Below are 19,286 nucleotides of genomic sequence, written 5' to 3' on the forward strand. Positions count from 1 at the left end.
TCGCGCGAAGCCCGCTAGACTCGAACGACCGTTCCAGCTCGTTCGAGAGACGCCATGACGACCTTAGAGCCGCTCCCTGGCGTCGAGATCTGGCGCGGCGGGGTCAACACTTGGGACTGCGACGAGATGGGGCACATGAACGTGCGCCACTACCTCGTGCGCGCCATGGAGGGCCTGGTGGGCCTGGCCGCCGAGCTTGGCCTGCCGCACGCCTTCTCGCCCTACGCCAACGCCACCCTGCTGGTGAAGGAGCACCACGTCCGCTTCCTGCGCGAGGCCCACGCCGGCGCGCCGCTGCACATGCTGGGCGGGGTGATCGAGATCGGCGACAGCGAGGCGCGGCTGCTGCAGCTGCTGGTCCACTCCAGCACGGGCGAGCTGGCGGCGACCTTCCAGACCACCGTGGTCCACGCCACCCCGCGCGACGGTCAGGTGTTTCCCTGGCCCGGGATCGCCCGCGAGCGCGCCGAGGCTCTGAAGGTCGAGGTTCCCGAGCAGGCGCGCTCGCGCAGCATCGCGCTGGCCCCGTTCACGCCGACCGCCAGCCTGCCGCGCGCCGACCAGCTGGGCCTGACCCGCATCGGCCTGGGCGGCCTGCTGCCGTCCGACTGCGACGTGTTCGGCCGGATGCGGGCCGAGCAGTTCATCGGCCGGGTCTCCGACGGCATCGGCGCGTTCATCCACCCGTTCCGCGACATCGTGGTCGAGCACGCCGAGCCGAGACCAGCCCGCACCGGCGGCGCGGTCCTGGAATACCGCATCGCCTACCTCGCCTGGCCCGGGGCGGGCGACCGGGTGGAGATCCGCTCGGGCCTGATCGGAACGGACGCCCGCACCATGCGGGTCGCGCACTGGATGCTTGATCCCGCCACCGGCCAGGCCTGGGGAACCTCCGAAGCCGTGGCCGTCACCTTCGACCTCGACGCCCGCAAGGTCGTGCCCGTCAGCGACGCGGCGCGCACGGCGCTGGGCAAGCATGAGGTGGAGGGGTTGTCCTTATAAGTTGTCATCCCGGCCAAGCGCGAAGCGCGCTGAGCCGGGACCGCAGCAGGCTCTGAGTTTCCGGCGGTCCCGGCTCTCCGCTACGCTGCGGCCGGGATGACAGCTCCTATTGCGTCGCCATGTCGAACAGCGCATCCCGCACCAGGTCCGGCCGCTCCATCGGCAGGAAGTGGCTGGTCCCGGCGATCGTCTCGATCCGCACGGCCTTGCCCCGCCGCGCGAAGCTGTCGCCGGCCCGGCAGGTGGAGTGCATCTGCGCCTTCAGGATTAGCATCGGCGCCTGGACCTGGCGCACCGCGCGCCACGGATCATGGCCCTGGGCGGCGTAGTTGGAGGCTTCCCAGGCCGGAGCGCAGGCCAGTTCGACCTTGCCGTCCGCCCGCTCGACGAAGCCGCCGGCCACATAGTCGGCCAGCATGGTCTCGGGCCAGGTCTTGAAGGCGCCCCGGCCCTTGTAGCCGTTGAACACCGCCTCGCGGCTGTCGAACACCGCCCGTCGGCGCAGGGCCGACTGGACGATCGGCATGCGCCGCCACAGCCGGCCCGAGCTCCACGGCGCCTTGGCGTAGAGGGTGGCCAGCCACGGCATGATCACCGGGTCGAGCAGGACGAGGCCCTTCACCCGGTCGGGACGCTCGGCGGCGGCCAGCAGGCTGACCGTGCCGCCCATCGAATGGCCGGCCAGCACCACGGGCGGGCCGTCGAGAGCGTCCAGCAAGCCGATCAGGTCGTCGCGCAGGTCGCGCCACGAGCGGCGTCCATCGGGCTCGGCGGGCAGGGTCGTCTGGCCATGACCGCGCTGGTCGATGGCCAGGATGCGCAGGCCCGCCGCCAGCGGCGACAGCAGCACGCGATAGGTCTGGGCGTTGAAGCCGTTGGCGTGGACGAAGACGACGTCGATCGGCCGGTCCGTCGGGCCGAACTCCAGGGTCGCGATCTCCCCGCCGGTCACCGCCAGGGCGCGCTTGCGGGGTTCGCGAAAGACGGCCGCGTCCATCGGCGTGGCTCCTGTTGTCGGCTGGCGTCTAAGGTAAGCTCGCCACGACCCGACGTCCATGGAGCCTCTAGATGAAAGAGACGGGGATGAACAAGCTCGCCACCATCGGCTACGAGACCGACACGCAGGGCGGCATGATCAACCGGCTGAAGGCCGCCGACGTCGAGCTGGTGGTCGACGTCCGCGCCGTGGCCAGCTCGCGCAAGGCCGGCTTCTCCAAGACCCTGCTGGGAAACAGCCTGAAGGCCGAGGGCATCGACTATCTGCACCTGCGGCCGCTGGGCACGCCCAAGGCGGGGCGGGACGCCGCGCGGGCCGGGCGCACCGACGAGATGCGCCAGATCTTCAACGCCCATCTTGAAGAACCGGAGGCCCAGCTGGCCCTGGCCCAAGCCATCGAACTAGCGGGCCAGAAGCGGATCGCCCTGCTCTGCTACGAGGACGACCCCAACTGCTGCCACCGCCAGATCGTCGCCCAGCGGATCCGCGAGCGGCTGAAGTGCGAGGTGGTGGATCTGTAGGGCCTCCTTCTTCCCCCTCCGGGGGAGGAGGACCGAAGGTCCGGAGGGGGCAAGTATCGGATCACTCACCGCACTTGCCCCCACCTGACCGCGCGTCGCGCGGTGGTCCGCCCCCGGAGGGGGCGGAAGGAACGCCGTCCTACGCCTGGGTCACTTGCCACTCGCCGCGTTCGTCCTTGCAGGCGCTGTAGCGCTGGCTGGACGCGCCCTGGCCGCCGCCGGCGACCGAGGCGTCGATCACGCGGCAGCTGGCGACCGTCTGGCCGTAGGGGCGCACCAGCGAGGCGGCGGCATAGCCGACGCCCAGGCCGTTGCGGCCCACCAGCACCCAGCCGCCCGTCGGCGCGACGCCCAGGGCGTCGAAGCTCTCACCCGAGGCCACCTTGCCGACCACCTTGGCCTTGGTCGACGGACCGGCGCGCAGGTTGGCGGTCGAATTGGCGACATAGGCGCCGCCGGCGGCCTCGAAGCTGGGCAGGCTCTGGACGCCCGAGGCGTAGCGGATGTTGCGGCCGTCGATCGGCGGGCCGTAGCTGGACGACACCACGTTGATGCGGCCCGAATTGCCGGTGCGGCTGTTGGTCCAGGTCTGGGCGACACCCGTCTCCAGGGCCTTCTTGGTCGCCTGTTCGGCCAGGGCCGCGTCGGTCGATTGCATGCGGCAGCCGATATAGCCGCCCGCCGCCGCGCCGGCGGCCGCGCCGACCAGGGTGCCGAGGGTCTTGTTGTTCTTGGAGACCTTGTTGCCGAGCAGGGCGCCGGCGGCCGCGCCGAGCAAGGCGCCGCCTTCCTGCTTCTTGCCCGAGCCTTCGCACCCGAACAGGCCGCTCAAGCCTTTCGACTGGGCCAGGGCCGGCAGCGGCGTGGCGGCCAGGGTGGAGCCCATCACGGCGGCGATGGCCACGGCGGCGCCGATCTTGTTCGAGGGGGTGTTGCGGATGGTCATGTCGGAAATCCTCTTCCGTCGGGTCAATGTTGTCGCCGTCAGCTGCCCGGTCGATAGTCGATGATCAACGAAATGAACATCGACATCAGGGGAGGCCGGCATGAGCAACCACGATCAGACGGACTATAGCTGTTTCAAGGTCGAGATCGAAGCTGGCGTCGCCCACATCCAATTGAAGCGGCCCGAAGCCATGAACACCATGACACGGCCGTTCTGGAACGAGCTTCCCGCAATTGTAAAACATATTGACGACAACGCCCTGGCCCGCTGCATCGTCATCACCTCGACCGGCAAGCACTTCAGCGCCGGCATGGATCTTTCGGTGTTCACCGACGGCGAGGGCGTCACGGCCGACCAGTCCGGCGACCGCTGGGTGGCCGCCGAGAGCTTCCGCCGCTTCGTCCATCACCTGCAGGAGACCTTCTCCTGCCTGGACAAGGCCCGCATGCCGGTGATCGTCGCCATCCAGGGCGGCTGCATCGGCGGGGCGGTCGATTTCGTCAGCGCCTGCGACATCCGCTACGCGACCGCCGACGCCTTCTTCCAGATCCAGGAGATCAATATCGGCATGACCGCCGACGTCGGCACCTTCCCGCGCCTGTGCAAGCTGATCCCCGAGGGCTGGGTGCGCGAGCTGGCCTATACGGGACGCCGGCTGCCGGCGGCGCGAGCCCGCGAGATCGGCCTGGTCAACGAGGTCTTCGACACCCACGAGGCCCTGGTCGAACACGCCCTGGCCACCGGCCGCGAGATCGCCGGAAAGTCGCCCCTGGCCGTCGCCGGCAGCAAGCTCATGATCAATTATGCCCGCGACCACTCCATCGCCGACAGCCTGGACTATATCGCCACTTGGCAGACCGGCATGTTCTCCGGCCCGCATATGGCCGAGGCGTTCACGGCCAAGGCGCAGAAGCGCGAGGCGGTCTTCCCGGACCTGCTCCCGCTGAAGAAGACGATGTAGTCAGGTCCGCGCCGCGTCCAACGCCCGCGCCAGGCCGGCGAACACCCGCGGGTCACTCATCTGCGCCGCATTGAACCGCATGAAATCCGAGGCCGAGCGGGCGGCGCTGAACACGTCGCCCGGCGCCAGGACCAAGCCCTCGCCCAAGGCCGCCTGGGCGACCTTCGCCGCGTCGAGGCCGTCGGGCAGCCGGCTCCAAAGATAGAAGCCGCCGCGTGGTTCCAGCCATGGCCGCACGCCCAGCGACCCCAGCCGCGTGGCGACCTCGCGCCGCGCCTTGGCCAGGCGTCCGCGCAGGCCGGCCAGGTGCTTGCGATAGCTGCCGTCGCTGAGGACGCCACGCACCAGCTCGGCGGCCAACGGGCTGGGCCCGCCGAAGCCCGTGGCCACCTGCAGATCGGCCAGGTCCTCTATCCAGTCGGGCCTGGCGGCGACATAGCCGCATCGGAACGAGGCCGACAGGGTCTTGGAGAAGCTGCCGATCCGGATGACGCGGGCCAGGCCGTCCAGCGCCGCCAGCCTGGGCGAGGGCTCCTGCTCGAAATCGGCGAAGATGTCGTCCTCGACGATCGTCAGGTCGTGGGCGGCCGCGATGCTGAGCAGCCGGTGAGCGACCTGCGGCGACAGGGTGGCCCCGGTCGGGTTCTGCAGCGCCGAATTGGTGATGTAGAGGCGCGGCCGATGGGTCTCGAGCGCTTCGGAGAACCGCGCCAGGTCCGGCCCCGCGGGGGTATAGGGCACGCTGACGACCTTGGCGCGGTGGGCGCGCAGCATGGCCAGGAAGTTGAAGTAGCAGGGATCGTCGACCAGCACCGTGTCGCCCGGCTGCAGCAGGTAGCGGCAGACCAGGTCGATGGCCTGGGTGGCCGAGGCGGTCATCAGGATCTGGTCCGGACCGGCGTCGATCCCCGCTTCGGCTAGTTGGCGGGCCAGCAGGCGGCGCAGGGACGGCGAGCCCTGCGTCGGGCCATAGTCGGCCAGCAGCGGATCCTCGCGCCGCGCCAGTCCGCGCAAACCGCGCCGGATAGAGTCGTTGGGCATCCAGTCGGCGGGCAGCCAGCCGCAGCCGGGCTTGAGCATGGCCTCGTCGGCGTCCAGCGACTGGCGCGACACCCACAGCGGATCGATCGCTCGGTCTCGCCGGGGCTCAGCCTGGGCCAGGGCGAACGGCGGGACCGCGCCGGCGACGTAGAAGCCTGATCCCGGCCGCGCGCGGATCAGGCCCTCGGCGGTCAGGCGGTCATAGGCCTCGACGACGGTCGAGGGCGAGACGCCCATCGTCGCCGCGAAGCCTCGGATCGACGGCAGCCGCTCGCCCGCCGTCAGGACCCGGCCCGCCAGCTTGCGGCGGATGGCGTCCATCACCCGGCCGGTGCGGGTGTCGGCCTCGTCCTTGGCGTCGAGCATCGTCAAGCTGTGTGGCCTTTTTGATCAATACAGTTCGGTGAAATTGTATTGCACCGTCCCTGCCTTGGCCAGTCGGCTTGGCCTAGGGAGAACCCTCGGACAAGCGAGGAACGATGCAGCGTAATACGGACGGCTGGGGCAGCGGGATGCTGGGCGTGGTGATCTTCAGCGGGTCGCTGCCGGCCACGCGCCTGGCCGTGGAGGGCTTCACGCCCCTGTTCCTGACCTCGGCGCGGGCGGTGATCGCGGCCATGCTCGGCGCGGCCCTGCTGTGGGGCTTGCGTCAGAAGCGGCCGGAACGCGGCGACCTTCTCGCTCTCGCCGTCGTGGCGCTAGGGGTGGTGATCGGTTTCCCGCTGCTGACGGCGCTGGCGCTGAAGCACGTCACCGCGGCCCACTCGATCGTCTTCATCGGCCTGCTGCCGCTGGCGACCGCCCTGTTCGGCGTTCTGCGTGGCGGCGAGCGGCCCCGCCCCGCCTTCTGGCTATTCTCGGTCATCGGCGCGGCGGCCGTGGCGGGCTTCGCCCTCTCCCGCAGCGCGGAGGCCTCGCTGAAAGGCGACCTGCTGATGGTCGCCGCCGTCGTCCTGTGCGGCCTGGGCTATGCCGAGGGGGCGAAGCTGTCGCGGCGGCTGGGCGGCTGGCAGGTGATCTCGTGGGCCCTGGTGCTGGCGCTCCCCGCCATGGCGGCGTTGGCCGTGGCGACCCTGCCGGCGCGCTGGGACGACATCGGCGCGCCGGCCTGGGCGGGCCTGGCCTATGTCTCGGTGTTCAGCATGCTGATCGGATTCGTGTTCTGGTACCGGGGCCTGGCGCTGGGCGGCATCGCCAGCGTCGGCCAGTTGCAGCTGCTGCAACCGTTCCTGGGCCTGCTGCTGGCCGGCCTGCTGCTGCACGAGCCGATCGCCTGGACCATGGTCGCGGTCACGGGCCTGGTCGTGCTGTGCGTGGCCGGCGCGCGGCGCTACGCCTGACCCGGCCTACTCGCCAGCCCTACTCGTAGGTGAAGCTCATCGGCGTGTCCGCCGCCGGCAGACAGCTGCGGTCCACCGGCTTGGTCGGGTCCTGGAAGAAGCTCCGGATCATCTTGCGCGCGCACGGGCTATTGCGGCTGACCCCGTGGGTGGCGTTGGTGACGATGACGACTTGCGAGCCCTGATAGCCCTTGGCGGCGGCGCGGGTCAGTTCCGGCGGGCAGCCGGGGTCGATCTCGGCGGCCAGGAACAGGGTCGGGACGGCGGTCCTCACCGGCTGCTGCTCGACCTTGGAGATCGGGCCGACGTCGACGCCGGCGCAGACGTCGTGGATCCGCTGCATCGAGGCCACCATCAGCCGAGCCACCGGATCGGCCTCCGTGCCCTTGGCGACATCCGCTCGTTTTTCGAACGGGATCTCCTCCTTGCACAGGTGGGTCATGAACTGGCCCTCGCTGTAATAGTCGCGGCTCTCGACGAACGCCTCCACCGGCGCGACGTCGCCCTGGATGATCTTCCACAGGTCGCGCGGCAGTACGCCGGCGGTGAAGTAGCTGGCGTCCATCAGATAGCCGCCCAGGTCGTCGGCCGTGTAGGTCTTGCCGTTGAGGGTCTGGGGACCCGCCAGCCAACGCTCGGCGACCACCGCCAGCTTGGCCTTCAGGTCCGGATAGCGGCGGGCGCATTCGGCCACGACCGCGCACTTGGCCATGACGATGTCGATCGAGCTGGAGACCATGGCCGGGCCGCCGACCGTCCAGTCGGCCTCGGGCGGCCAGGGCGAGTCTTGGACCACCGCGCGAACGCCTTGCGGCGCGTGGGTCTGGATCGCCGCCTCGATCCGCGTGCCGTACGAGCCGCCGAACAGGTCGATCAGCGGCAGCTTCAGCACCGCGCGCAGGTCCTGGACGTCCCGGGCCACCTCGACGGCGTTGTAGCGCGACAGGTTCACGCCCTTGGCCTGGAAGGCCTTCAGGCAGGCGACGATGCCGGCCTTGTCCTGCTCGGACGGCGGCCCGGCGTCGGTCAGGTTCGCGCCCGGGCAGTCCAGGTTGGGGTCCGACTGGCCGCCGCCGCGCTGGTCGAGGAAGATCCAATCCTGGTCGACGGCGACGAACTCGCGCGAGGCCTTGCTCTTCAGCATCCGAGGCAGGCCGCCCAGCGCCGAACCGCCAGGTCCGCCATGCAGATAGACCACCGGCGGCAGACCGGCCTTGGGCGCGGCGGCCCGCACGATCGCCACGGCCACCTTGATCCTGCGGCTCTTCGGGTCGCCTCGGCTCTCGTCGACGATCAGGTTTCCGCATTCGACCTTCAGGTCGACGCCCTTGTAGTCGCCGACGCAGGCCGCGGGCTTGAATCGCGGCGCGGCCGCGTGCGTCGCGCCGCCCAGAGCGGACAGGCTCAGCGCGCCGACGGCGGCGGCGATCCAGGACAAACGCGACATCGAAGACTCCAGCGGCTTTCGCGCATCAACACCAAGGTTAATGCGCACCGCAAGGCTTCCGTCCGGGAAGGAGTGTTCAGGGGGCGAGGTTCGCCGGCATTTCCGCCCCGGTCAGGTCGGCGCCGTCCAGCCTGGCGCGGACCAGGTCGGCTTCGATGAACCGGGCGCGAGGGGCGCTGACGCCCCTGAGATTGGCCCCGCGCAGCACGGCGCGGGTCAGGTCGGTGCGGATGACCCGGTCTTCGGCGATCTTCAGCGGGCCCAGCTTGGCGCCCGAGAGGTCGGCGCGGGCCAATTGGGCGTCGACCAGGCGCGCGCCCCGCAGGTCCGCGCCCTTCAGCTTGGCCCCGCGCAGGTCCGCGCCCGAGAGGTTGGCGCCCTGCAGCTGCACGCCCTCCAGGTCCATGCCGAAGAACACGGCCTTGGGGGCGATCAGGCCGCTGAGGCGACGGTTCCTCAGGCGCTTGAGCGGGCGGAAGTCGACGTCGGACAGGTCACCGACCTTGCCGTCGCGACCGTCGGTCTCGCAGAACAGCTCGTGAGCCTCCAGCACCTCATTGAGGGGCTGGTCGTCGACATAGATGATCGGCTTCGGGGCACGCAGCACCTCGGTCAGGTCGGCGTCGGTCAAGTCGGCCCCGCTGACGTCGACGCCCACCATCACCGCCCGGCGCAGCGAGACATTGGCCATCTCGGCGTTGTGCAGGTTGGCGCCGGACAGATTGGCGCCGTCCATCCGGGCGTTGGTCAGCCGGGCGCCCTGCAGGGTGACGTTCGAGAGGTCGGCGTCGGTGAAATCGGCCTGCCGCGCGAAGGCGCCGGACATCTGGGCGCCCTTCAGGTTGGCCCCCTGCAGCATGGCGTAGTCCAGCTCGCCCGGCCGCTTGGAATGTTCGAGGATCCGCAGGCCCTTTTCGTCGTCCTGCACGGCCGTGACGCCCTCGCGCAGATCGCAATTGGCCAGGTTCGCCCCGCCCAGATTGGCCCCGCGCAGGCAGGCGCCGCGCATGTCGCAGCGCGACAGGTCGGCGTCGCGCAGGTCGGAGTCGCGCAAGTCGGTCCCATAGAGTGTGGCCCGCGCCAGCTTGGCGCCGCGCAGCGAGGCCCCGCCCAGCAGGGCGCCGGTCAGGTCGGCCTCCGAGAGGTCGACGCCGTCCAGCTCGTAATTGTTCAGGTTGACGTACTGCAGCACCGCCCGGCGTCCGGCCGGCAGACCTTTCAGGTACCGCGCATGGGCCTCCACCGCCTGGCGCACCACGGAGGCGTGCAGGGTCCGGATCAGGCTCGGTCGTGAAGACTCGGCGGCGGCGGGCATGCGATCGGAGAGCGCTCGGGCTGGTACGCGGGTGAAGCGGAAACAGCGCTCACCGTGTCACATCAGCTTTAAGCAATCGTTCAGTCCGCGACAGAAAGTCGCGGGTCTAACCGCTCACACGCTCGAACAGGTGCTCGTAGCGCAGCACCAGCCCCTGCCCGTCGACGACCAGATCGGCCTCGAACCCCGCCGACAGGCCCAGGTCGACATAGCGCAGGCGGCCGGGCCCCTGGCGATCGTAGCGTTGGCGCGAGTGGGCGACCGTCAGGGCCGGCCCGTCGATGAAGGCGGTGTCGAGCGGCTGGCCGCGCCCCGGCGCCTCGGGCGTGCGTCGGATCGGGAAGGTGTTGCAGAAGGGCGTGACCGACAGATCCGGCTCTTCGGCTCCGTCGAGGTCGGGGCGCGCAACGCCGTCGACGGCCCAGCCCGAACCGGTCCTTTCCAGCGTCAGCCGGCCGTGGCTCGTGGCGTTCCAGCGCTCCACTTCGACCGACAGGGCGCGCCAGTCGGGGGTCAGACGCCAGCGATGATCGAGACGGAAGCCGCCGTCCTCGAGGCACAGCACGGTCGAGACCGCCTCGACCGCGTCCGGACCGATCGACAATTCCAGACGTTCCAGACCCTCGATATCGGTCCGTCGCCAGAAGAGGACGGATGTCGGCATGCGCTCTCCGTTTCTACAGCCAGCCCTTGCGCCGGAACCACAGCAACGGGCCGAAGAAGGCCAGGATCATCAGGCCGATCGCCATCGGATAGCCTTCCATCCAGCGCAGTTCGGGCATGTGCTCGAAGTTCATGCCGTAGATCCCCGCGATCAGAGTCGGCGGCAGGAACATCACCGAGAAGATCGAGAACACCTTGAAGATCGAGTTCTGCTCGATGTTGATCAGGCCCAGGGCCGCGTCGAGCAGGAAGGTGACGTTGCCGGCCAGGTAGCTGGAATGGTCGGTGATCGACTGGACGTCGCGCTGCAGCGACTTCAGGTGGTCGCGCAGTTCCTTCTCACCGTCGAACTGGTCGGCCAAAGCGGCGAAGCTGAGCAGGCGAGCCAGGCTGACCAGGCTGTCGCGGGCCTTTGAATTGACGTTCTGCGAGCGGCCCAGCTTGTTGAGGATCTGTTCGAACGCCGCGCCGCGCGGGCGGCTGAAGATGGCCCGCGACTGCACCTCGACCTCGGCGGCGGTGCGCTCGAGGATGTCGGCGGTGCGGTCGACGATGGCGTCCAGCAAGCCCAGGAAGGTCTGCAGGCCGTTGGGACACAGGCTGGGCTGGCGCTCGGCCTGGGCGGCGAACACCGAGAAGGCGCGCGGCTCGACATAGCGGATGGTGACGAGGCGCGCGCCGGCGAGCACGAAGGTGACGGGGGCGGCGGTCGGCAGGTCGCCGTCGGCGTTGACCAGCACCGTGGCGGTCATGAACGTGCCGCCGTCTTCCTGGTAGAGGCGCGAGGACGCCTCGATCTCGGCCATCTCCTCGCGGGTGGGCAGCAGCAGGCCGATCGACTGCTCGACGGAGACTTCCTCGGCGCGGGTGGGGTCGACCAGCTCGATCCAGACGGCGTCGTCCGGCACGCGCCAGTCAGGCGACAGTCCGCCGGCTTCGAAACCTGGCGCGCCGTGGCGGAGAATTCGCAGCATCGATCACCCTCGCTAAGGCCGGGTGTGCCCCGGCCCAAGCGTCAGGTCAACGCGCTCAAATCAACGGGGCGCGTTCTGCTTGTTTGTGTCGTTCGAGGAGGAACCGCCACCGGCGGCGGCCTCGATCAGGGCGGCGATACGGTCGGTCGAATCCGCGGCCTGGCCGATGATGTCCAGCGGCGAGGAACGAACCGAAGCGGCCACCTGGTTGGCCGCCTGCTTGGCAGCCGAGACCACGGCGTTCTGGGCCATGGCGATCTTGCTGGTGGCCATGGCGATCTTGGTCGCCTGGGCGTCCTGATAGATGAAGCCGTTGGTCGGATAGACGCTGGTGCCGAGGTCGCGGATCGGATCGTACCAGACCTTGACCTGCGTCCAGTCGCCTTCCGGCGAGACGTCGACGACGGTGACGTCCTTTTCGATCTGGCCGCGATCGCCTTCGATGATCGACCAGTTGGCGTGGGTGACCTGGATGACCCGGTCGGTGAGCACCTGGCTGACGAACGCCACGTGGCCGAGGTTCATGCGGGCGGTGGGCTTGAAGGAGAGGACCGAGCCGATCTTCGGGACCGAGCCCGTGTCGTACTTGCCGGCGGCTTGCGACCACCACGTGCGGGCGTCGCCGAAAATCTGAATGCCCGACATCAGACGGGCGAAGGGCACGCACTGCCAATAGCCGTCAGCATTCGCCGCTACGGGCGCAAAGCTGATCATGGCGGCAGCGGCCAGGGAACCCAGAAGGGCCCTTGTCCGTTTCGTCATGCTGTGGGTACTCCCCCGCGTCACTGGGCTAAGGGATAACCTTGCCAGGGACATGTGAAAAGAGTGTTTATGTCGCAGCTGTAATGGCCAAGCGGCGCTGTTTCCACCCCCGCGCCCAAGTCTTCATCCGCTCCCGACAGGGGCTTTCGATGACATGGAAGGAGATCGCCGACAGCGGAACCAGGGCGGCGACAATCCCGATCCAGATCAGAAGCGGCAACTTGTCGCCCTCGATATTGAACAGCTTGGTCGCGCCATTGATGGCCAGGATCTTCCACGGGATGCAGATCATATAGGTCGAATAGCTGATCTCGCCGAGATAGACGAAGACTGACTGTCCAGCAAACTCGAAACCGTCCGAAGCGAGGGTGGCGAGCATGAAAATCAGCCCCCCCATCAGCATGATAATGATCGAATCCGAGGCGCCGAACTGCACAGCGGCAAGCGTGGCCATGCTCAATAAAGCGGCGCCGTAGCCGCTGAGTCGCGCCGGGAAGCGTCCTGAACGCCACAGGGCGTGCAGCGCGCAGCCGAAGGCGAAGCACGGAACGATGCGCAGAGCGCCCCACTGGATGGTCGCGTCGGTCAGCGAGAAGCCGGCCAGGGCCTCGAAGGCGGGATAGAGCAGAGCGATCATCGCCAGCGCGCCCAGCACGGCGGCGACGGGGCGCTCGCGCAGCTTCCAGGCGGCGAACGCGAAGGCCGGGAAGGTCAGATAGGCGAACCATTCGGCCGAGATCGACCACGAGGCGTGGTTCCAGCCCGACACCGGCGCGAAGCCCCAGGCATGGACCAGCATCAGGTTGGCCGGCAGGGCCTTCCAGGCCAGGATGTTCGGATCGACGGTCAGCCCCGCCATCGTGCCGGCGATCGCCATGGCCCCGACTCCGACTAGGGTGGCCAGGTGCAGCGGATAGACCCGCGCCAGCCGGTTCCACAGGAAGTCGCCGTAACGGAACCGCCCCTCCCCGAAGCCGCTCAGATAGACGTGGCACAGGATGAAGCCCGACAGCGTGAAGAATGCCTCGACGCCCAGATAGCCCTTTTGGGCGATCGCCGGCGTGAAACCGACGTCCAGCTTGGGCCAATAGTGGAACAGCACCACCCAGAAGGCGGCGAAGAACCGGAGGGCCGTCAGGGGCTTTATGTGCGCGGCGTCGGGCATGACGTCGATCCTTAAGGGCCCTCTTTCCCTCCCCCACGGTGGAAAGACCGGCGTTCTCCGCCTATTTCACCTAGGGTGAAATGCATACGCGAACGCATACGCGAAACAGCGGCTCGTCCGATAACCTTAGAGAGGACCGATGAACGAACTCCTTAGCCTCGTCGCCGACCCGGCCGCCTGGGCCGCCTTGGTGACCCTGGTGGTGATGGAAGTGGTTCTGGGGATCGACAACCTGGTCTTCATTTCGATCCTGTCGAACAAGTTGCCGCCCGAGCAACGCACGAGGGTGCGCCGCATCGGCATCTCGCTGGCGCTGATCATGCGCCTCGTCTTGCTGTCGACCATCGCCTTCATCGTCGGCCTGACCGCCCCGGTCTTCGACCTCGGCATCGTCGGCCCCGTGGGATCGCACGGCGAGCCGGGCTTCGAGACCGCCTTCTCGTGGCGCGACCTGATCCTGATCGCCGGCGGCGTCTTCCTGATCTGGAAGGCGACCAAGGAGATCCACCACACGGTCGACCCGGCCAAGAGCGACGACGTGCTGGAGAAGGACAAGGCCAGCGTGGTGATCTCGAACGTCGGCGCGGCGATCTTCCAGATCATCCTGCTGGACCTGGTGTTCTCGATCGACTCGATCCTGACCGCCGTCGGCATGACCGATCACCTGCCGATCATGGTCACCGCCGTGATCATCGCCGTCGCCGCCATGCTGCTGGCCGCCGACCCGCTGGGCAACTTCATCAACAACAATCCGACGGTGGTGATGCTGGCGCTCGGCTTCCTGCTGATGATCGGCACCGTCCTGATCGCCGAGGGCTTCGGCGCCCATGTTCCCAAGGGCTACATCTACACCGCCATGGCGTTCTCGGCCGGCGTCGAGGGCCTGAACATGCTGGCCCGCAAGCGCGGCCCGAAGAAAGACCACTAGGGGGCGAACGAGCCTCTACTTCCGGCGTTTGGAGCGTGGTAGTCGGTTCCGGCTATCACGCTTCAGGGCCCTGATGACCTCCCAGACCTTCACCGACGCCGAGCGCCGCCTGACCCTGGCGGCGCTGATGATCGTCTTTCTGCTCAGCGCGCTGGACCAGACCATCGTGTCCACGGCCATGCCGCGGATCATCTCCGAGCTGAACGGCCTCAATCTCTATTCGTGGGTGACCACGGCCTATCTGCTGACCTCGACGGTGATGGTGCCGATCTGGGGCAAGCTGGGCGACATCTTCGGCCGCAAGCCGGTGCTGATCACCGGCATCACCATCTTCCTGGCCGGCTCGTGGCTGTCGGGGATCTCGGGCGAGTTCGGGACCATCCTGGGCGTGCCGGGCATGGTGCAGCTGATCGTGTTCCGCGCCATGCAGGGCATCGGCGGCGGCGCCCTGTTCACCACCGCCTTCGCGATCATCGCCGACCTGTATCCGCCGCGCGAGCGGGGCAAGTTCGCCGGCATCTTCGGCTCGGTGTTCGGCCTGGCCAGCGTGCTGGGGCCGATCATCGGCGGCTATTTCACCGACCACGGCACGGTGCAGATCGGGACCCACATGGTCGCCGGCTGGCGCTGGGTGTTCTACGTCAACCTGCCGCTGTCCCTGCTTTCGCTGTTCATGGTCATCGTCAAGATGCCGCCGCTGGAGCATCGCCGCTCGGGCAAGATCGACTTCCTGGGCGCGGCCCTGCTGATCGCCGCCTTCGTGCCGCTGCTGCTGGCGCTTAGCCTGGGCGGCCACAACTTCGCCTGGCGCTCGCCGCAGAGCCTTTCGCTATTCGCTCTGGCCGCCGTCTCCCTGGCCGCCTTCGTGGTGGTCGAGACCAAGGTCTCCAACCCGATCCTGCCGATGCACCTGTTCCAGAACCAGGTGTTCACCACCGCCAACACCGCCGGCTTCCTGATCTCGATGGCCTTCATGGGCGTGGTGATGTTCCTGCCGCTGTTCCTGCAGCTGGGCCGCGGCGTGCCGGCCACGGTCAGCGGCATGACCATGCTGCCGCTGATGGCCGGCCTGATCATCGGCAGCACGATCGCCGGCCAGCTGGTCAGCAAGACCGGCAAGTACAAGCCGTTCATGATCGGCGGCGCGTCCGTGCTGCTGGTCTCGGTGTTCCTGCTGCACGACCTGTCGAAGATCCACAGCCTGCCCTTGCTGTGTCTGCTGCTGGCCTTCGTGGGCCTGGGCCTTGGCCCCGGTCAGAGCCTGTTCAACATCGCCACCCAGAACGCTGTCGACCCGCGCGACATCGGCGTGGCCACCAGCTCCAACCAGTTCTTCCGTCAGATCGGCTCGACCGTCGGCGCGGCCCTGGCCGGCACGATGCTGACCGCCCGCCTGGCCAGCCTGCCGGGCGGCGGTCTCGACCTGGGCAAGCTGGAGGGCATGGCCGTCAAGGCCGCCGCCACCGGCCAGGCCGCCCACGCCGATCCGGTGCTGCAGGAGGCCCTGGTCCACGCGGTCAGCGGCGTGATGGTCGCGGCCCTGTTCGTGATCGCGGCGGGCCTCGTGACCATCTTCTTCATTCCCGCCCTGCCCCTGCGCTCACGCCAACCGGCGCCGGGCGCGCCGACCCTGGACAAGGCCGAGCCGACGAACTGAGGGGATCTTCCCTGTCATCCCGACCGCAGCGCAGCGGAGAGCCGGGACCGCCGCAGGCTCCGCGCTTCCGGCGGTCCCGGATAGCCTCTGCGAGGCTTCCGGGATGACAGAATTGTTTAGCGGCCCCTACTTCGCCGCCTTCCACTTGGCCTGCACCGCCGCCTTCACCGGGGCCGGCACGGGCGCGTAGCCCAGCTTGACGATGTCGGCGTCGCCGTTGGCGTAGCCCCAGCCGAAGAAGTCGCGCACGCGCTTGGCCCGGTCGGGCGCGGCGTCATCGCGCAGCAGGCCATAGCTGACCAGCACCAGCGGCCAGGTCGCCTTGCCCGGACGATCCAGGGTCTGGACGCCGAAGCCCTTGGTCGCCGTCCACGGCGCGCTGTTGGCGAAGGCCGAGAAGGCCGCCGGCGACGGCGTCACGAACGCCCCGTCGCGGTTCTTCAGCGCCACCAGGTCCAGCTTGTGATCCAGGGCGTAGGCGTATTCGACATAGCTGATCGTGCCCATGGTGCCGGACATGATCTCGCTGATCCCGGCATTGCCCTTGCCGCCCAGGCCGATCGGCCAGGCCACGGTCTCGCCCGCGCCGGGGCCGGCCTTCCACTCGGGACTGACGGCCGACAGATAGCTGGTCAGCAGCAGGCTCATGCTGGCCGGGTCGGTGCGGTGGGCCACGGTGATCGGCCAGTCCGGCAGATCCAGGCCCGGATTGAGGGTCTTCAAGGCCGGGTCGTTCCACTTGGTGACCTTGCCCAGGAAGATCGCCGCCAGGGTCGCCGCGTCCATGCGCAGCTTGCCGCTCTCCAGACCCGGGACATTGGTGACCAGCACGGTGCCGCTGATCACGAAGGGGAATTGCGACAGGCCCTTGGTCTTCAGGTCGGCGTCGGACAGCGGCATGGCGGTGACGCCGAAGTCGGCGGCCTTGCTCTCGATCTGGCTGATGCCGAAGGCCGAGTTCTGGCCCGTATAGGCGATCGGCTCGCCTCCGGCCTTCTGGTAGTCGGCGATCCAGGCCTTGAACAGCGGCGACTGGATCGAACCGCCAGACCCCGATAGGCCCGGAGCCGGAGCCGGAGCCGGAGCCGGAGCCGGAGCCGTCTGGGCGGCGACGGAGCCGGCCACGGCCAAACTCAACACGAACGCCACCGATGCAACGAGCGACTTCATAGCGCTTTCTCCGACTTGCCTTGGGGCGCGAGCCCGGTTCCGCGATGCGTTGCTCGCATCGTCGGGGCCCGGACCTTGGGCGTCCGCCTGCCGCAGGGGAATGTGGCGCGAGGCCGCAGAGCTTGGCTGAAAGCCTAGAGGAAGCTGTAGGGATCCACGTCGATCACCACGCGCACCGAGTTCGGGACCTTGGCCCGGGCTCGCCAGGCGGCCATGAAGCCCTGCAGGTCGACAGTACGATCGGCGCGGACCAGGAACCGCTTGCGCCGGCGGCCGCGCACCAGCGACAGCGGCGCGTCGGCGGGGCCGAACACCTCGACCCCCTCGGCGTTGGGGATCACCGCGGCCAGGGCCTCGACATAGGATTCCAAGGCGGCCGCGTCCGGCCCCGAGGCGATCACCGCCGCGAGACGTCCGAACGGTGGCAGGCCGGCGTCCTGGCGCATGCCCATCTCGGCCTCGATGAAGGCGTCGCGGTCCTGGGCCTTCAGGGCCTGCATCACCGCATGGTCGGGCGAATAGGTCTGCAGCAGGGCCCGCCCCGGCTTCTCGTGCCGCCCCGCCCGGCCGGCCGCCTGGGCCAGCAGTTGGAAGGTCCGCTCGCCGGCCCGCAGATCGCCGCCGCGTAAGCTGAGGTCCGCGTCGACCACCCCCACCAGGGTCAGGTTCGGGAAGTTGTGGCCCTTGGCCGCCGCCTGGGTGGCGACCAGGATGTCGATCTCGCCGGCCGCCATGCTGGCCACCAGGGTCCTGGCCGCCTCGGCGTCCATCACCGTGTCGGACGAGAACACCGCCACCCGGGCGTCCGGGAAGATATGCCGCGCCTCTTCCTCGACCCGCTCCACCCCCGGACCGATCGAGACCAGGCTGTCCTTGGCCCCGCAGTGCGGGCAGGCCTCGGGCTTCTTCATCGAGAAGCCGGTCAGGTGGCAGACCAGTCGGCCGGTATAGCGGTGCTCGACCAGCCAGCTGTCGGTGTCGGGCGACTTCATCTTCTCGCCGCAGGCCCGGCACAGCACCAGCGGCGCATAGCCCCGCCGGTTCAGGAACAGCATGGCCTGCTCGCCGCGCTGCAGGGTCACGGCCATGGCCTTGATCAGCGGCGGCGACAGCCAGCGGCCGGGCTCCGGCGGCGTCTGGCGCATGTCGACCAGGTCGATGTCGGGCAGCTGGGCCGCGCCATGGCGAGCCGACAGCCGCAGCCAGCGGTAGCGGCCGGCCTGGGCGTTGAACAGGCTCTCCAAGGACGGGGTCGCCGAGGCCAGCAGGACGCTGGCCCCCTCGATCTTGGCGCGGGCCACGGCCAGGTCGCGGGCCTGGTAGATGAAGCCCTCTTCCTGCTTGAACGAGCTGTCGTGCTCCTCGTCGACCACGACCAGGCGCAGGCCCTTGAACGGCAGGAACAGGGCCGAGCGGGCCCCGACCACGATGCGGGCGTCGCCGCTGGCCACGGCCTCCCAGACCTGGCGGCGGCGCGGCGGCGAGACGCCGGAGTGCCACTCGGCCGGCAGCGCCCCGAACCGCTGCTCGAAGCGGGCCAGCACGGCCTGGGTCAGGGCGATCTCGGGCAGCAGCACCAGCACCTGGGAGTCCGGGCTCTCGGCCAGGGCGGCGGCCACGGCTTCCAGATAGACCTCGGTCTTGCCCGAGCCGGTCACGCCGTCCAGCAGCGCCGCCTGGAAGCCGCCGGCGTGCAGCATCTCGGCCAGCACCTCGACGCAGGCCGCCTGGCCGGGGTTGAGGTCGCGCGGCGGCAGGGAGAGGTCGGGCTGGGGCAAGCCACGCTCGGGCTCGACGAAATCGACGGCCAGCGCGCCCTCGTCGACCAGCCCCTTCACCACGCCGGCCGAGACCCCCGCGGCCGAGGCCAGGGCGGCGCCCGAGAGCTTCCGCCCCTCGGCGGCGGCCAGCACCTTCAGCCGGGCCGGAGTCATGCGAGCGGGCTGGCTCCCGGTCAGGACCAGCACCTTGTCGGGCTTGGGCGGCGGATGGCGCAGGCCGCGCAGGGCCATGGCCAGCGGCCAGCCGGGCAGATCGACCGAATAGCGCGCGGCCCATTCCACGAAGGTCAGCACGCCGGGCGGCAGGGGCGGATCATCCACCCGCTCCAGCACCGGCTTCAGCGGCCGGTTGCCGCCGCTTCCGTCGCGCACGGCCATGACCACCCCGCGAATCACGCGCGGCCCCAGCGGCACGGTCACGTGGTCGCCCGGCCGCAGGTCCAGACCCTCCGGCTCGGCGTAGTCGAAGGCTTCCGGCAACGGCATCGGCAGCAGGACGGAAGCGATACGCGGCATGGTGCGATGCTTCTGCCGCGAAACCGTCCCCAGGTCGAGAGGACCGGCGGCGAACGTCATCAAGCGGGTGTTAACCGTCCTTGCCGCTTCATCTACCTCC

At 69.1% G+C, this 19,286-nt stretch carries 17 protein-coding genes; 6 read left to right on the plus strand and 11 right to left on the minus strand.

What is annotated here, in order from left to right:
- The first annotated feature begins 54 nt into the window (after positions 1-54).
- Complete coding sequence (locus ASC70_RS18440; protein ID WP_056052964.1) at positions 55-1,002, plus strand: thioesterase family protein; 948 nt, start codon at positions 55-57, stop codon at positions 1,000-1,002.
- A 106-nt stretch (positions 1,003-1,108) separates the two neighbouring features.
- Here ASC70_RS18440 and ASC70_RS18445 read toward each other — a convergent pair whose 3' ends face one another.
- Positions 1,109-1,999 carry an alpha/beta fold hydrolase gene (locus tag ASC70_RS18445; protein ID WP_056052967.1) on the minus strand — a complete coding sequence of 297 codons (891 nt, stop codon included), beginning with the start codon at positions 1,997-1,999 and terminating at the stop codon, positions 1,109-1,111.
- Positions 2,000-2,085: 86 nt separating this feature from the next.
- Between ASC70_RS18445 and ASC70_RS18450 the strand changes: the two genes are divergently transcribed.
- The gene (locus ASC70_RS18450; RefSeq protein ID WP_056052970.1) at positions 2,086-2,520 is read left to right on the plus strand and encodes a DUF488 family protein; all 435 of its coding nucleotides are present in this window, start codon (positions 2,086-2,088) and stop codon (positions 2,518-2,520) included.
- 139 nt (positions 2,521-2,659) lie between these two features.
- Here the strand turns inward: ASC70_RS18450 and ASC70_RS18455 are convergent, their stop codons facing one another.
- Complete coding sequence (locus ASC70_RS18455; protein WP_056052973.1) at positions 2,660-3,466, minus strand: SH3 domain-containing protein; 807 nt, start codon at positions 3,464-3,466, stop codon at positions 2,660-2,662.
- A 100-nt stretch (positions 3,467-3,566) separates the two neighbouring features.
- Between ASC70_RS18455 and ASC70_RS18460 the strand changes: the two genes are divergently transcribed.
- Complete coding sequence (locus tag ASC70_RS18460) at positions 3,567-4,427, plus strand: crotonase/enoyl-CoA hydratase family protein (RefSeq protein ID WP_056052976.1); 861 nt, start codon at positions 3,567-3,569, stop codon at positions 4,425-4,427.
- Here the strand turns inward: ASC70_RS18460 and ASC70_RS18465 are convergent, their stop codons facing one another.
- Positions 4,428-5,834, minus strand: coding sequence for a PLP-dependent aminotransferase family protein (locus ASC70_RS18465; RefSeq protein WP_056052979.1), 1,407 nt, complete (start codon positions 5,832-5,834; stop codon positions 4,428-4,430). It abuts the gene before it with no gap.
- A 113-nt stretch (positions 5,835-5,947) separates the two neighbouring features.
- On the opposite strand from ASC70_RS18465, the gene ASC70_RS18470 reads away from it, so the two are divergent.
- Positions 5,948-6,808, plus strand: a complete 861-nt coding sequence (locus ASC70_RS18470; RefSeq protein ID WP_056052982.1) for a DMT family transporter — start codon at positions 5,948-5,950, stop codon at positions 6,806-6,808.
- A 19-nt stretch (positions 6,809-6,827) separates the two neighbouring features.
- Here ASC70_RS18470 and ASC70_RS18475 read toward each other — a convergent pair whose 3' ends face one another.
- The 6 genes from ASC70_RS18475 to ASC70_RS18500 form a co-directional block, all read right to left on the minus strand.
- Positions 6,828-8,255, minus strand: coding sequence for an alpha/beta hydrolase (locus tag ASC70_RS18475; protein ID WP_056052986.1), 1,428 nt, complete (start codon positions 8,253-8,255; stop codon positions 6,828-6,830).
- A 76-nt stretch (positions 8,256-8,331) separates the two neighbouring features.
- The gene (locus ASC70_RS18480) at positions 8,332-9,570 is read right to left on the minus strand and encodes a pentapeptide repeat-containing protein (protein ID WP_056052992.1); all 1,239 of its coding nucleotides are present in this window, start codon (positions 9,568-9,570) and stop codon (positions 8,332-8,334) included.
- 106 nt (positions 9,571-9,676) lie between these two features.
- Positions 9,677-10,234, minus strand: a complete 558-nt coding sequence (locus ASC70_RS18485) for a putative glycolipid-binding domain-containing protein (RefSeq protein WP_056052994.1) — start codon at positions 10,232-10,234, stop codon at positions 9,677-9,679.
- 13 nt (positions 10,235-10,247) lie between these two features.
- On the minus strand, positions 10,248-11,207 hold the full coding sequence (locus ASC70_RS18490; protein WP_047406375.1) for a magnesium transporter CorA family protein: 960 nt from the start codon (positions 11,205-11,207) through the stop codon (positions 10,248-10,250).
- 60 nt (positions 11,208-11,267) lie between these two features.
- Entirely contained in the window at positions 11,268-11,969 is a 702-nt protein-coding gene (locus ASC70_RS18495) for a CHAP domain-containing protein (RefSeq protein ID WP_047406379.1), read from the minus strand.
- Positions 11,970-12,036: 67 nt separating this feature from the next.
- Positions 12,037-13,134 (minus strand): acyltransferase, encoded by a 1,098-nt coding sequence (locus tag ASC70_RS18500; RefSeq protein ID WP_056052997.1) that lies wholly within the window; start codon positions 13,132-13,134, stop codon positions 12,037-12,039.
- Between the two features lie 139 nt (positions 13,135-13,273).
- Here ASC70_RS18500 and ASC70_RS18505 point away from each other — a divergent pair, with 139 nt between their 5' ends.
- Together ASC70_RS18505 and ASC70_RS18510 are read left to right on the plus strand one after the other, a co-directional pair.
- Complete coding sequence (locus ASC70_RS18505; RefSeq protein ID WP_047406384.1) at positions 13,274-14,062, plus strand: TerC family protein; 789 nt, start codon at positions 13,274-13,276, stop codon at positions 14,060-14,062.
- A gap of 73 nt (positions 14,063-14,135) precedes the next feature.
- Entirely contained in the window at positions 14,136-15,719 is a 1,584-nt protein-coding gene (locus tag ASC70_RS18510; RefSeq protein ID WP_056053001.1) for an MDR family MFS transporter, read from the plus strand.
- 126 nt (positions 15,720-15,845) lie between these two features.
- On the opposite strand, the gene pstS is transcribed toward ASC70_RS18510, so the two are convergent.
- Positions 15,846-16,889, minus strand: coding sequence for a phosphate ABC transporter substrate-binding protein PstS (gene pstS, locus ASC70_RS18515; RefSeq protein WP_056053012.1), 1,044 nt, complete (start codon positions 16,887-16,889; stop codon positions 15,846-15,848).
- A gap of 134 nt (positions 16,890-17,023) precedes the next feature.
- On the minus strand, positions 17,024-19,246 hold the full coding sequence (locus ASC70_RS18520) for a primosomal protein N' (protein ID WP_255355043.1): 2,223 nt from the start codon (positions 19,244-19,246) through the stop codon (positions 17,024-17,026).
- Positions 19,247-19,286 lie beyond the last annotated feature (40 nt).

Origin of the sequence: Caulobacter sp. Root343 (genome assembly GCF_001425745.1) — a bacterium.
Classification (GTDB): Bacteria; Pseudomonadota; Alphaproteobacteria; order Caulobacterales; family Caulobacteraceae; genus Caulobacter.

Bases quoted from the DNA above. Each gene is read 5' to 3' on its own strand.
- ASC70_RS18450 (WP_056052970.1), top strand. From the start codon at position 2,086: ATGAACAAGCTCGCCACCATCGGCTACGAGACCGACACGCAGGGCGGC.
- ASC70_RS18490 (WP_047406375.1), bottom strand. From the start codon at position 11,207: ATGCTGCGAATTCTCCGCCACGGCGCGCCAGGTTTCGAAGCCGGCGGA.
- ASC70_RS18505 (WP_047406384.1), top strand. From the start codon at position 13,274: ATGAACGAACTCCTTAGCCTCGTCGCCGACCCGGCCGCCTGGGCCGCC.
- pstS (WP_056053012.1), bottom strand. From the start codon at position 16,889: ATGAAGTCGCTCGTTGCATCGGTGGCGTTCGTGTTGAGTTTGGCCGTG.
- ASC70_RS18475 (WP_056052986.1), bottom strand. From the start codon at position 8,255: ATGTCGCGTTTGTCCTGGATCGCCGCCGCCGTCGGCGCGCTGAGCCTG.
- ASC70_RS18510 (WP_056053001.1), top strand. From the start codon at position 14,136: ATGACCTCCCAGACCTTCACCGACGCCGAGCGCCGCCTGACCCTGGCG.
- ASC70_RS18470 (WP_056052982.1), top strand. From the start codon at position 5,948: ATGCAGCGTAATACGGACGGCTGGGGCAGCGGGATGCTGGGCGTGGTG.
- ASC70_RS18455 (WP_056052973.1), bottom strand. From the start codon at position 3,466: ATGACCATCCGCAACACCCCCTCGAACAAGATCGGCGCCGCCGTGGCC.
- ASC70_RS18495 (WP_047406379.1), bottom strand. From the start codon at position 11,969: ATGACGAAACGGACAAGGGCCCTTCTGGGTTCCCTGGCCGCTGCCGCC.
- ASC70_RS18500 (WP_056052997.1), bottom strand. From the start codon at position 13,134: ATGCCCGACGCCGCGCACATAAAGCCCCTGACGGCCCTCCGGTTCTTC.
- ASC70_RS18465 (WP_056052979.1), bottom strand. From the start codon at position 5,834: ATGCTCGACGCCAAGGACGAGGCCGACACCCGCACCGGCCGGGTGATG.
- ASC70_RS18445 (WP_056052967.1), bottom strand. From the start codon at position 1,999: ATGGACGCGGCCGTCTTTCGCGAACCCCGCAAGCGCGCCCTGGCGGTG.
- ASC70_RS18485 (WP_056052994.1), bottom strand. From the start codon at position 10,234: ATGCCGACATCCGTCCTCTTCTGGCGACGGACCGATATCGAGGGTCTG.
- ASC70_RS18460 (WP_056052976.1), top strand. From the start codon at position 3,567: ATGAGCAACCACGATCAGACGGACTATAGCTGTTTCAAGGTCGAGATC.
- ASC70_RS18520 (WP_255355043.1), bottom strand. From the start codon at position 19,246: ATGACGTTCGCCGCCGGTCCTCTCGACCTGGGGACGGTTTCGCGGCAG.
- ASC70_RS18440 (WP_056052964.1), top strand. From the start codon at position 55: ATGACGACCTTAGAGCCGCTCCCTGGCGTCGAGATCTGGCGCGGCGGG.
- ASC70_RS18480 (WP_056052992.1), bottom strand. From the start codon at position 9,570: ATGCCCGCCGCCGCCGAGTCTTCACGACCGAGCCTGATCCGGACCCTG.